The sequence below is a fragment of the Belliella buryatensis genome (assembly GCF_900188245.1).
GTDB lineage: Bacteria > Bacteroidota > Bacteroidia > Cytophagales > Cyclobacteriaceae > Belliella > Belliella buryatensis.
Genome location: NZ_FZOK01000027.1, coordinates 1 through 13,653, shown reverse-complemented (window position 1 = coordinate 13,653; position 13,653 = coordinate 1). Strand labels below are relative to the sequence as shown.

Annotated in this window: 6 protein-coding genes; 5 read left to right on the top strand and 1 reads right to left on the bottom strand. The window is 36.6% G+C overall.

Translation table 11 applies throughout. The features are described from left to right. Positions 1-258 precede the first annotated feature (258 nt). From CHB66_RS16510 to CHB66_RS16490, 5 genes are all read left to right on the top strand, one after another. Positions 259-3,381, top strand: a complete 3,123-nt coding sequence (locus CHB66_RS16510) for an FG-GAP-like repeat-containing protein (protein WP_089242517.1) — start codon at positions 259-261, stop codon at positions 3,379-3,381. A 46-nt stretch (positions 3,382-3,427) separates the two neighbouring features. Further along, positions 3,428-3,856 carry a hypothetical protein gene (locus tag CHB66_RS16505; protein WP_089242518.1) on the top strand — a complete coding sequence of 143 codons (429 nt, stop codon included), beginning with the start codon at positions 3,428-3,430 and terminating at the stop codon, positions 3,854-3,856. A gap of 511 nt (positions 3,857-4,367) precedes the next feature. Then, positions 4,368-8,411 (top strand): S8 family serine peptidase, encoded by a 4,044-nt coding sequence (locus CHB66_RS16500; RefSeq protein WP_170932525.1) that lies wholly within the window; start codon positions 4,368-4,370, stop codon positions 8,409-8,411. A 9-nt stretch (positions 8,412-8,420) separates the two neighbouring features. Then, positions 8,421-12,509 carry a choice-of-anchor D domain-containing protein gene (locus tag CHB66_RS16495; RefSeq protein WP_089242515.1) on the top strand — a complete coding sequence of 1,363 codons (4,089 nt, stop codon included), beginning with the start codon at positions 8,421-8,423 and terminating at the stop codon, positions 12,507-12,509. Between the two features lie 46 nt (positions 12,510-12,555). Then, a complete protein-coding gene (locus tag CHB66_RS16490) occupies positions 12,556-12,984 on the top strand; it encodes a hypothetical protein (RefSeq protein WP_089242518.1) in 429 nt (142 codons plus the stop codon). Between the two features lie 120 nt (positions 12,985-13,104). Here the strand turns inward: CHB66_RS16490 and CHB66_RS17045 are convergent, their stop codons facing one another. After that, positions 13,105-13,548: a hypothetical protein gene (locus tag CHB66_RS17045; protein WP_170932524.1), complete on the bottom strand. Its 444-nt coding sequence runs from the start codon at positions 13,546-13,548 to the stop codon at positions 13,105-13,107. Positions 13,549-13,653 lie beyond the last annotated feature (105 nt).

Here is a 13,653-nt window from a genome sequence, read left to right as displayed (position 1 = left end):
AGAGGTTATAGGAATATCTCCAACTTTATCAACATGATTTACTTCATCTCTGGAAAACTCAAATTCGACTACCCACTATATTCCACCTAGAGCCTTTGTTTTTTTCTAACTAATTAACTAAATTTCATCTTAATTTTAAAATGAAAAATATGTTTCATGTATGTAACATATCTGTGAAACATAAAAAATATAATTTTTTTTGTATTCAGAACTACAAAAATCTATCTTAAAAATCTTACACTCAAAAGCAACCCTTATATGAAAAAAATAATTTTCATAATTCTTGGATTAAGTTTATCATTTAATCTATTATCTAGTAAATTATATTTCTTTACTGGAGATCAACTTCAATCATTTGAAAGTAGGATAAAACCATTTGAAATTAAAAATTATGAAATCTCCCAATTAAGTTTTGAAGATAGTTTAAAATCAAATAGACTTTTCAATGGTGGAGATTTAGACTCAGATAATGATGGAATTCCTGATCATTTAGACAACTGCCCCTATCTTTATAACCCTGGCCAAGAGGACTTAGATAATGATGGTATTGGAGATATTTGTACTTGGTCTAGGATATTATTAGATAATTCTATTTCAATTTTAGAAGATATGGTGGTAGGCGATTTTATCCATACTGATAAAATTCTAAATCCGATTCAAAAAGATTTATATACAATAAAAATTGAATCTGAATCAGAATATTTTGATCAAAATGATTCCAAAAAGCTTATTCTTAAAAAATCTCTTGAGCAAGTTAAAAAAGATCTTTTTAAAATACCTGTAGAATTAAAGTCTAGTAATCAATCTGATAAAATAATAGATACTTTAGAAATTCGGATCATTAGAAAATTAGAATGGCAACCTAATAAGGGTGATCCACAAAATGGTTATGTTCCCTATTACTATTTTTCAAAGGTTAGAGGAGCTATTGCCCATGAAGATTCAATTATCGGCCCAGACCAGTTTTTCCCTTTGGGAAATCAAAAAAATTTTAATTTTATTGATTTAAACAATGATGGTATTTTGGACTTGGTAGGAGAACAACATCAAATATGGAGTTCTAGAACCAATTCTCAATTCTACATTGGGAGAAATGGACGTCCTATTTATTTAAAATTTAATCCTAATTGGACTATAACTGCTTATAATGAGGATAGAGAAAAACCCGATCAGTTATTTCATAACGCAGACCTATTTGTAGTAGCGGATTTTGATGGGGATGGGATAAGTGAATTAGTTACATTAGGAGAACATTATCATTCAGCATTTATTGATTATCCAGATGGGGAGGAAAAAAATCTAGCTAAAAATGTATTCAAGGATTTAGGCTTTATTGAAAACAAAGATTATAACGAATGGGGGGCTAGACCAATAAGGTATTATAAATACGAAAATGGCAGATATTTTGATATCACTAATGAAAAAATTGAAAATTTAAATAATGATGGGAATCCTTTCGTTTCAGTATTTGGTCATGCGATAGGCGACATAGATAACGATGGTGATATAGATTTAGTGCTTTCGGTTCAAACCTCTAATGGGAGACAACTTAACGTTTTAATTAATGATGGTAATGGGAACTTCCTTGGAACCTTTTTCAATGAGGATCAATTCGGATATTCAACTGGGCCCGAAGGTCCAAACCTTTTGATAGATATTAATGAGGATGGGAATCTTGATTACTTTTTTTCAGGATCTATTGGTCAAAATTCAGGAAAAATAGGATATCTATTAGGTAATGGAGATGGTACATTTAATATCTCAAACCCAATTTTTATACCTGAATTAGCCTCAAATTTTGGATTGGCAACAAAAGATATTTATACTGCAGATTTGGATGCTGATTGCAAAGAAGAAATTATCCTCTACCGATCTACAGGATTTGGAGCTGATCACTTGGTAGATGATGAAGATGATTTTTTCAATGAAATACTTATCCTCAAGATTTCGAATGGAACAATTACCAATGTCACGAATAGTTTTATTCCCGAAAATAGTACTAGTAGAATGACTGCTGCTGTGTCAACCTTAGAATTTCAAGATATTGATGGAGATGGTTATAAAGATTTAATTCCTGTTTTTTTTGCTGATAAAAAATTTACCGAATGGCAAATAAGTAATGGGTGGGGAGGTAGTTTCAATGGCTACTGGAAACCTGATTATGAAGGCTTAGTTTACTTTAAATTTCAAAATGGAAAATTCATTACCAAAGAAATAGGACATTTTTCTTATACAGCTGAATTTCCTTTTTACTCGATCAATGAACAATCAGAAAATATGGGGGCAAAATTTTTTATTCGAGATATTGATGGAGATGGAATTGCTGAAATAATTCATCACCCATTTATTGGAACTAATTTAATTGTTTTTGTAAAAGATATTACTCCCCCAGTAGTACTTTTAAAAAATATTTCAAGCTTTAAACTAAACGAAAATCAATTATTATCAATTGAATTTGAAGATTTAGATAATGGCACTTTTGACGATGTCAGAATAGATTCAATAAAGCTTTCTAAAACAAATTTTAATTGTTCAAATTTAGGGACAAATGAAATCGATATTGAAGTAGTTGACCATGCTGGAAATATAACCAAGGCCAACTTTAAATTCATCTTATATCCTTCATTTAATCTTAAAGATCTTACTATTCCTTTACCTGATAATGGAGTTATAAATCTTTCTTTTGAAGAATTTCTATCCTCGGATCTTCCAAATTGTACATTCAAAGAAGTTTTACTTTCCAAATCATCCTTCTCCTGTACCGACCTCGGAGAAAACATCATCATTTTCACAGCAAGAGATGCTGCAGGTAATGAGTCAAGTATAGAAGTTGGTGTAAATGTAGTAGATGAAATTAAACCTGTCATAAAGTCAAAAAATAGCTACACAATCCAACTTGATTCGGAAGGTAAAGCAGTTCTTAAGTGGGAAGACATAGATGAAGGGAGTACGGATAATTGTGGGATTGTAGAGAGGATATTATCCAAAACTGAATTCACCAGAGATGATAACGGGGAACAAACCATCATTTACACGGTAAAGGATGCCAGTGGGAATGAAGCAACAGCTGAAATAAAGGTACGAGTAGATGTGATTTTATCTACCCCAACTATCAATCCTGAAAAAGAATCAGACATTAAATTATTTCCAAACCCAGCTAAAAACTCCCTTTCTTTAGATTTTCAGAAGATGATAAATCCTGATGAATTTGTTCTTGAGATAGTGGATGCCACCGGTAGAAGTATGGGAGTTATCAATACTGTTGAATACTCAGGAAAAAGTCTCCGGATAGATACGAGTGGATTAAGTAATGGTATTCATTTTATTAGGATATCTTCTGAAAGATCCTTAAAGGTTTTGAAATTTATAATTGAGAGATAAGATGAGAAATCGGTTATTGATATATCTATTATTGATTGTTATGGGAATGTCCTGTTCTTCAGAAAAGGAGGATCCTATTCCTATAAAGACTGCAGAAGAATTGGCAATAGAAAGTCTTGCTGGTACATCGGGAACTACCTATTCCATTGCTAATGGGGGAAGTATAAGAAGAAATAATTTAGATGAAAGCAGGTTTTTTGAGGGGTTTACCCTGAGGTTTAATGTTTCGGGAAAGACATTTAGCAGCACAAATGGAGACGATTTATTTGAGTCTTCGGGAATATGGGAGTTTGTCGGCAATAGTTTTGATAAGATCAAACTTAGCGGTAGCAAACCTGCTTCAGGGGTTGATATCACATTCACGAGAACCAGCAATCAGTTGATCTTAACATTCAATATCCCTACACCCCCAAGTGGACGATTAGCCGGGACACAAGCACTTTCAGGTAGCTATGAAATCAGGTTGAACCAATAACCTTTCGTAAATTTCCGAAAAGTTATAAATCTTTAACTTCCTTTAAATTATCATGAAGTAGGTAGTACCTGAGAGGGTGAAGTAAATTCCCCATGAATTTCAAGTCAAAATTATCATTTATCAGCTGCGGCCTTTGTAATAGGGGGAGCCATACTTGATAAGTCATCAGAAACGACCTCTTTTTTTGTTTTTAACCCCTCCAGTTTCATTTAAATAAGGTTTTTGGACGGTTGCAGCTTTTTTAAAAGTTCATCTTGACAAAAAGTACCAAGCTGCAGCTGAGAAATCTAACTCACTGAATTTCAACACAAATTACTGACTCAAGGTTTAGAAGGTATTATTGACTTTTCATTTTTTTACGATTAAAATGGTTATCAAGATCCGTCCGAAATAATACCCATAAAATTATTTAGTTTATTTTAGTTATAGAAATTAATGAAAATCAATAACTTCGCTTACAATTTATAATGATTTTACAATGAGACGATCAAATCAATCTTTGAAATTTTTCATGGGTTTCATTCTAATGAATTTCTTTATAGCGACAAATATACTCGCTCAATCAAATAACAGCAGACCTATGCCTGAATTTGAAAAAGGTGAAGTTCTTTTTTTGTTAAAAGATAATGTACCCCTTAAGAAGGTAGATTATCCAAATGCCAGAATGGGAGTTTCTCAAATAGACCAGATTCTTCAAGAGTTCGCTGTTGATAAGCTAGATATACTTTTTCCTGATTTAGAAGATTATGCAGGCAAATCTCTACCCAATCTACGCAATGCGTATACAGGTAAAGACATTCAACTAGCCAATCTTCAGCGAACATTTAAAGTGAAGCTTCCGGAAAAAGATCAATTCAAAATGTATGATTTAATCCAAGCGCTTAATGAAAGCGATGAAGTGGTTTATGCCGAACCTAATTATATTTTTTCCAATCAGGTAACTGAACCTAGCTTTCAGCCCTTGATGCGGAATACGCATCCCTTTTCCAAAAATGAATCATTTGTACCCAATGACCCTTTATTCTCCAGCCAAGAAGGTATTCAAAGACATCAGATTGATCAAGTATGGCAAACAAACAGAGGGGATGGTAAATCTGTAATCGCCGTAATCGATACGGGAGTGGATTACAACCATCCAGATTTGGCTGCAAATATTTGGACTAACCCCAAAGAGTCAGCAAACCCAAACAATAACGATACGGATGGAAATGGTTTTGTGGATGACTTCAGGGGCTGGGATTTCATCAACAATGATAACGATCCCATGGATGACAATATACATGGCACCCACGTAGCAGGTATCTTAGCGGCAGTCTGCGATAACGGCATCGGCATCGCAGGTGTCAACTGTAATGCCAAGATTATGCCTATCAAAGCCCTACAAAGTTCTGGACGTGGAGATGCAAGTACGCTCGCTCAGGCCATTCTTTATGCTGCGAATAATGGAGCAACGGTTATCAATATGAGTTTCGGAGGCTATGCAGAATCCATCACCATGCGCAATGCTTTAGCTTTTGCCTATTCAAAAGCAGTATTAGTAGCCGCAGCTGGGAATGATGGAAGGTGTATAGGTCCAGGAATAGGTTGCGCTCCCATGTTTCCGGCTGCTTATTCCTTTGTAATCGGTGTACAGGAAAATGGGGCTGGGCAAATAGGGAATTTTTCTAATTTTGATCAGGATGGCCCTGTTTTTTCGAGATATCCCGACTTGTGGAACTATGAAATCAAAGCAACTGGTATCAGCGTACTTTCCACCATTCCCAACGGGCAATACAGGGCATTAAACGGAACATCCATGGCTGCTCCTTATGTGGCAGGTGCGGTAAGTTTGTATATGGAAGAAAGACCTGAGGACTCTAAAGAGTTGTTGTTTGGTAACCTGATCAACTCCGCTGAAGGTGGGGTTTTGAAATTATTTGCATCCCTGAATACAAATCCCGAACCCCGATTGGAGTTCGTGACTTTTGAAATTGAAGATAGCGAAGGGGGGGATGGAGATGGAAGGCCAGATGCAGGGGAGACCATTGATATTATCGGTACAGTCCGTAACACATGGGGACAATCAAATGGCGTGTATATGGCGCTTTCTTTTCAGGAATTTGAGGATACTACTGTAGTAGAGTTTCTAAAAGATACTGTTTTTCTAGGAAGTATTTCCCCCTATGCCTTAAGAAAAAATGAATCTGAGCCTTTTCAACTTAAATTAAGAAATGACCTTATGCATGATCGAGATATTAGTCTAAAGGTAAGTATTTGGGATATTGGTGGAAAAAGTAATATTGAGCAAGATCTTGTAATAACAGTTTACAACCGAACAAAGGTTGGTGGTTTGATTGATAGAGACGTCACTTGGACTGCGGACCGGGAGTATTTGGTGGTAGAAAATATGCGCATAGCTGAAAATGCAACTTTAACAATAGAGCCAGGCACGACCGTTTATTTTGATCCTGGTAAGTCTATTGATGTTCGAGGAAAATTAGTATCAATAGGGTCATATAATAATAGAATTAAATTCATCGGTTTACCATATAATTCTTGTTGTGATGATATGGGGCTTAGAGGAAGTGGCCTATTGGAAATCCAGTTTTCTACTTTTCAAACTCTTCATGTAGCTTTGAAATTACCGATAAATACTTCATTTATTAGAGACTCTGAAATAAAAGAAAACTATTTTTTTGGAGGTGGAAATCCTTATATACATAGTGAAATGTTAAGAGTTATGTTTATTAATAATTTTAACTTAAATGTGTATAATGATAGAAGTGATTACTCAACAATTAATGATAATGTTTTTTCAAATAATATTTCAAATTGGGGGAGTTTTTTCACATTCTCAAATTATGAAGAAAGTTTAAAAGGTAATTCTTTCTATAACAATGTCTCCCAAAATAAACTTCTTAATTTTGACTTAGGCTGGGGAAACTCAAGCTTTAGAGATATTTCAGGAAATTATTTTGGGAGTGTAGACTCAATGAAAATTCAATCTTCAGTTCATGATTTTTTTAAAAATTCCGAAAAACCAATTGCTTTATTTATGCCAGTTTTAATTAAGCCGTCATCCCAATCGCATGGTCACGTATGGAAAGTTTTAATTAACAACATAGATGCCCAAGACGAATACCAAATCTTAGATCCTTTAGGAGTAGGCAGACATAAAGTGGAAGTGTACTTCAATCGGGAAATGGATAAAACCAGACCTCCTTTTGTTTCTATGGGTGTTCGCTTCCCCTATACCCAGACAGCCATCAGTCAAGATGGTGCATGGAATGAAGCAGGAAATATCTATACAGCCTATTTAGAAGTTGGCGTTGGAACAGGAGATGGTATCAATAGACTTCGCGTGGAAGGTGCACGGGATCTGGAATGGTTTGATATCCCGATAGAAGATTCAAGGTTTAATGTATTGGTGGATGCTGCTGGATCTCTATCTGGAGATTTCTTTGCCACACCGGGACTTGGGAGAATCAATTTAGATTGGGCATCGCCGGAAGAAGAAGTGTCTGATTTATTGGGTTATAATATGTATCGCTATCAATATATCCAAGTAGGAGACACATTACTACCTACAGACACCTTACAAATCAACCGTCAGCTGTTGAATCAAGAGCATTTTGAAGACCTAGAAGTTATCCCAGGTAAGCAATACTTCTATGGCTATAAAATTGTACGTACTAATCTTACGGAGTCTGATTTCTCGAAAATTATCTCTGCCGTTGCGCTAACTGCTGAAAAGGGAGATGTCAATGGTGACCTGAAAGTCGATGTATTGGACGTAGTCAGCACCATCAGCCATATCATCGGTGAAAACCCTCGTCCATTTATCGATGAAGCGGCTGATATCAATGAAGACGGGACAATTAATGTGCTAGATGTAGTACAAATTATTTCGAAAATATTAAATCCTAGTTCGGCCTCCACAGGATTTGGTTCCTTAAATCTTGCCAAGGCCACTTTGTTGGTTGACGAAGAAGGAATGGTATTGGATTCCAATGAACCGATAGCAGGTCTTCAACTTGAAGTGAAAAACTGGAAGAAAGGAACCCCTTATACCGTACACGAGGCCTTTAGACAATTTGAAAGCATACAGTATGAAACAGATAGCAGTTTGGTCTTGCTCTTATTTAATTTTGGAGGAAATGTAATTCCAAGTGGAAAAATACCCCTGCTGAGCTTCGAAGGGGCTATGCCGGAAGTGCTTGCCATCACTACAGCCGGTGAACGAGGCAAGCCTATTCTAACAACTGTTAACTACCGTTCCCCTGAACAACAAAGACCTGAACACTTCCAAGTGTTTCAGAATAGTCCTAATCCATTCAGTCAATCCACCACCATCCATTACACCATCAGTGCTCCTTCTGATGTTACACTCCTTGTGTATAGCATTATGGGTGAGACCCTGATAACGGAGACTCAATCGCATCAAAGTGCTGGAAAATATTCCTTTGAAGTCCAAGGAAATGGCATGAAACGAGGAGTTTATCTTTACAGGGTATTGGTCAAGGGTGCAGATGGTGTACAAATGTCAAGTGCCAAGAAAATGATGTATATCCCATAAGCTAACATCATGAAAAAGGCAATTTTACTTTTTTTATGGGCCACTTGTTGGGCAAGCTTCTCGTTTGCCCAACAAGCGGAACTGAAAATCAATCCGACTGAATCTAGGCCAGGGGATGTATTGAATGTACCTCTCTTGATTTCGGATGCAGAAAATATCATTGGATTTCAGTTTGACCTTATTTTCTCCAATAGCTTATCCTATCAATCCTTTACAAAAGCTACGGCATTAAATAATTGGTCAGTCGGAGTCGGACAAATAGGTACCAATACGCTTCGGGTTGTAGCTGTCTCTACCAACCAAAGCCCAGTAAATTTCCCCAGTACGGAGATTATTAATTTCAGTTTCCTGACCAAAAGTATCCCTGATATCAAAACATGGGAGATCAAAGAGGCTAGTTTGATCAACCTCAATCAAGAAGCTATTACTCCCAGTATACAGACTGGAAATCATACCACCTTAAGCCCTCAGGCATTTTTCCCTCAAACAGATTTTGATCTCGGTAGAGTTGCCATAGGTGAGGTAACGCAATTAAACATTCCTATAGAAAATACGGGAACTGACCGTTTAATCATCGATCAGATCGAACTTCCTTTTACAGGACTCAGTATAGTCAGCTCTCTTCCTTTGCAAATTGAAGCAGGGCAAAATCAAGTGATTACCTTGGAGGCAGTCCCAGCTTCTAAAGGATTGCAAATGGGTAATGTTCTTATTACTACAAATGATGATGCTAAAAACATTCATGCTCTCAATTTAGTAGCCACTTACTATGCTATCAATGAATTAACCTTATCCTCAGGAAATTCACGCTTTGGTGACACCTATACACTTGATGTCAACTTAAACAACACAGAAAATTTTTCTGCCTTACAATTTGAAATCAACTTGCCTTCGGAATTTAGCCTGGTTCCTAATTCGATTCGCTTTTCAAGGGATTTTCAAACAGATCATCAAGTAATGGTCTCCCAACAAGGGAATAAAGTCACCTGTTTGGTTTTTTCTTCCAGTAATGCCCTTTTTCCGATCATTGATGAGCATTTTTTAAAATTGGATTTCAATGTCAATGCATCACCTGGTTTTTACAATTTACGGGTGAACAATGTCGTCGCTGGCTCAAGTAGTGAAGAAATTCTTTTTTCTACATTGAGGGAAGGTTCCGTTCAGGTGACATCTTCGATCATTGAAATCCAGGGAAATTTAAATTTCGGAACTATTCCTCTGGGAGTTTCCCAAACCTTAGAACTTCCGATTAAAAATAATGGTGCTGAAACCCTTGTGATTAATGATGTAAATCTTTCATCGGTTGGATTGACACTTATAAGTGAAATCCCTTTTACAATAGATCCTTATAGTTCATCTCCATTGGCTTTCTCCTATACACCTGAATCACTGGGAGTGTTTACAGAAACTGTCAGAATAAAGAATAATAGTAGCAACAATTCTGATCAGGCTGTTATTTTTAGTGCTGCTGTATCGAGCAGAAATTTTCTAAGCTTACCAGTAGCTACAATTGATACCGGGGAAGAGTTTAAGATACCCTTACAATCTTCTTTTGAATCAGAAATTGCTGCATTACAATTTGACATCGTTTCTTCTCCCATCTTTGAAATGGATATTTCAGCTATCAGATTGATTGGTAGTGTATCCCAAACACATCAGGTTTCCATATCCAGAGTAAATGATTCAAGAACTCGTTTTATAATAGTATCCCTGGCGAATAGTACAATTGAATCAGGAGTTAGAGATTTACTTGAAATCCCCGCTACCTTCTCCAATGCTGGGATTTATGAGCTAAAATTTGAGAATGTTACAGGATCTGATCCATCAGGAAAAAGTGTAGAGCTTTTTGTTCAAGACGGAAAAATTACAGTAATAGATGAAGATACTACCCCACCTGCTATCAGGGTCAAGGACATTGAAATACGCCTGGATGAAGATGGAAATGCTGTTATCTCGGCTGAGGATGTCGATAATGGTACCACTGACGATGTAGCACTGGAAAGTATCGCTATTGACAGGACAACCTTCACCTGTTCAGACCTTGGAGAAAATATTATCGTTTTCACGGCCAGAGATGCCTCAGGTAATGAATCTATAGCAGAGATAAAAGTTACTGTGGTTGATGAAATCAAACCGGTGATTCAAGCCAAATCGACAATCACGCTTCAACTTGATTCGGGAGGAAATGCCGGTATTTCTTGGGAAGATATAGATGAAGGGAGTACGGATAATTGTGGGATTGTAGAGAGGATACTATCTAAATCTACTTTTACCTGTTCAGACCTTGGAGAAATATCCATGACTTATACAGTTAGAGATGCCTCAGGTAATGAATCTACAGCAGAAGTAAAGGTCACTGTGGTAGATGATCTGAAACCAGTGATTCAAGCCAAGTCAACTATCACGCTTCAACTTGATTCGGGAGGAAATGCCGGTCTTTCATGGGAAGACATAGATGAAGGGAGTACGGATAATTGTGGGATTGTAGAGAGGATATTATCCAAAACTGAATTCACTAGAGAAGATAATGGGGAACAAACCATCACTTACACGGTAAAGGATGCTAATGGGAACGCCAGTGTTCATACTATTACAGTGCTTATTAATGACCGCTCACCAATTATAGGTTTCCCATCAAACTTGGATACTGAGACTGTAATTCTGGGTACTCCAAAAACCATCAATTTATCTGTCAATAATAACGGAGCGGATAACCTTATCTTGACAGCTATCAGTTCTAGCATATCAGGTTTGACCTATATAGGTACAGTCCCTGTCACAATTTCTGGGAATAGTTCTAAAACCCTTACATTCAATTACGATCCTGAAGCTGTGGGAACCTTCTCAGGGATGATCCAGCTGACTAATAACAGTATCAATAAACCAAATGCAGAAATCCAGCTGTCATTTCAAGTAATCAATGGAAACCTTCTTTACATCAACCCACAAACAGTTCCAATTAATCAAGAAGTCAACCTTAACGTAAAATCAAACTTCGAAACTGAATTATCTGCCCTGCAATTCGATTTGGTGGTTGCTCCTTTGGCTACGATAGATGTTTCAAAGATAAAACTTTTGGGTCCTGTACAGGACAGCCATCAGATTTCCGTATCTAGACTTAATGAAAGCAGCATTCGAGTATTGGTCTTTTCACTTAGCAACCGTACCATAAATATTGGAGATAAAGAACTTATCTTAATCCCCGCTACCTTTTCCAATGCCGGAGTTTACGATCTGAAATTCGAGAATGTTACAGGTTCTGATCCATCAGGAAAAAGTGTAGAGCTTTTTGTTCAATATGGAAAAATTACAGTAATAGATGAAGACACTACTCCACCTGTTATCAGGGTCAAGGATATTGAAATACGCTTGGATGAAGATGGAAATGCTGTTATCTCGGCTGAAGATGTCGATGATGGTACCACTGACGATACGGCACTGGAAAGTATCGCTATTGATAGGACAACCTTCACCTGTTCAGACCTTGGAGAAAATATTATCGTTTTCACGGCCAGAGATGCCTCAGGTAATGAATCTACAGCAGAAGTAAAAGTTACTGTATTGGATGAAATCAAACCTGTCGTAAAGTTAAAAAATAACTACACAATCCAACTTGATTCTGAAGGCAAGGCAATACTCAAGTGGGAAGACATCGATGAAGGAAGTACGGATAATTGTGGGATTGTAGAGAGGATATTATCCAAAACTGAATTCACCAGAGATGATAACGGGGAACAAACCATCATTTACACGGTAAAGGATGCCAGTGGGAATGAAGCAACAGCTGAAATAAAGGTACGAGTAGATGTGATTTTATCTACCCCAACTATCAATCCTGAAAAAGAATCAGACATTAAATTATTTCCAAACCCAGCTAAAAACTCCCTTTCTTTAGATTTTCAGAAGATGATAAATCCTGATGAATTTGTTCTTGAGATAGTGGATGCCACTGGTAGAAGTATGGGAGTTATCAATACTGTTGAATACTCAGGAAAAAGTCTCCGGATAGATACGAGTGGATTAAGTAATGGTATTCATTTTATTAGGATATCTTCTGAAAGATCCTTAAAGGTTTTGAAATTTATAATTGAGAGATAAGATGAGAAATCGGTTATTGATATATCTATTATTGATTGTTATGGGAATGTCCTGTTCTTCAGAAAAGGAGGATCCTATTCCTATAAAGACTGCAGAAGAATTGGCAATAGAAAGTCTTGCTGGTACATCGGGAACTACCTATTCCATTGCTAATGGGGGAAGTATAAGAAGAAATAATTTAGATGAAAGCAGGTTTTTTGAGGGGTTTACCCTGAGGTTTAATGTTTCGGGAAAGACATTTAGCAGCACAAATGGAGACGATTTATTTGAGTCTTCGGGAATATGGGAGTTTGTCGGCAATAGTTTTGATAAGATCAAACTTAGCGGTAGCAAACCTGCTTCAGGGGTTGATATCACATTCACGAGAACCAGCAATCAGTTGATCTTAACATTCAATATCCCTACACCCCCAAGTGGACGATTAGCCGGGACACAAGCACTTTCAGGTAGCTATGAAATCAGGTTGAACCAATAACCTTTCGTAAATTTCCGAAAAGTTATAAATCTTTAACTTCCTTTAAATTATCATGAAGTAGGAGGTACCTGAGAGGGTGAAGTAAATTCCCCATGAATTTCAAGTCAAAATTATCATTTATCAGCTGCAGCTTCTATCAAGAGGGGGAGCCATACTTGACAAGCCATCAGAAATGATGGCTTTTTTTGTTTTTATATTTTGTAACTCTCTATTTATCAGCTTTATATCTTCCATAAAAGGCTTCCATTCTATGGTTCGAACTTCTTTATTTGAAAATCTGATTTTATTTGAAAAGATCGAACCACATATTTTATTTTTTATCTCTCCGTCACCTGTTTCAAAAAACAAAGCTAACGAAGGGACAATATTTAGGGCTTCTTCTAACTGTTTACTCATTGGTTGAATATTTATAGTTTCGTTTGCTATTGAATCATTTATAGCTTCAATTTGAATATTAATTTTCTCGCTAATATTCTCGTAAGTAGATACAGTTATTTTATTGCAAAAAATGATGAAGTTGACCCCCTTCTGACGATTTAAATTGACCCCCAGCTGGTGATGCAAATTGACCCCCGGCTGGTGATGTAAACTGACCCCCGTCAAAAGTTATTTTTCTGGAATGGAATAGGAGGCTTTTAAGTCCTGTTAGGAGTGCAAACAATTAAGCAT

Bases quoted from the DNA above. Each gene is read 5' to 3' on its own strand.
- CHB66_RS16510 (WP_089242517.1), top strand. From the start codon at position 259: ATGAAAAAAATAATTTTCATAATTCTTGGATTAAGTTTATCATTTAAT.
- CHB66_RS16505 (WP_089242518.1), top strand. From the start codon at position 3,428: ATGTCCTGTTCTTCAGAAAAGGAGGATCCTATTCCTATAAAGACTGCA.
- CHB66_RS16500 (WP_170932525.1), top strand. From the start codon at position 4,368: ATGGGTTTCATTCTAATGAATTTCTTTATAGCGACAAATATACTCGCT.
- CHB66_RS16495 (WP_089242515.1), top strand. From the start codon at position 8,421: ATGAAAAAGGCAATTTTACTTTTTTTATGGGCCACTTGTTGGGCAAGC.
- CHB66_RS16490 (WP_089242518.1), top strand. From the start codon at position 12,556: ATGTCCTGTTCTTCAGAAAAGGAGGATCCTATTCCTATAAAGACTGCA.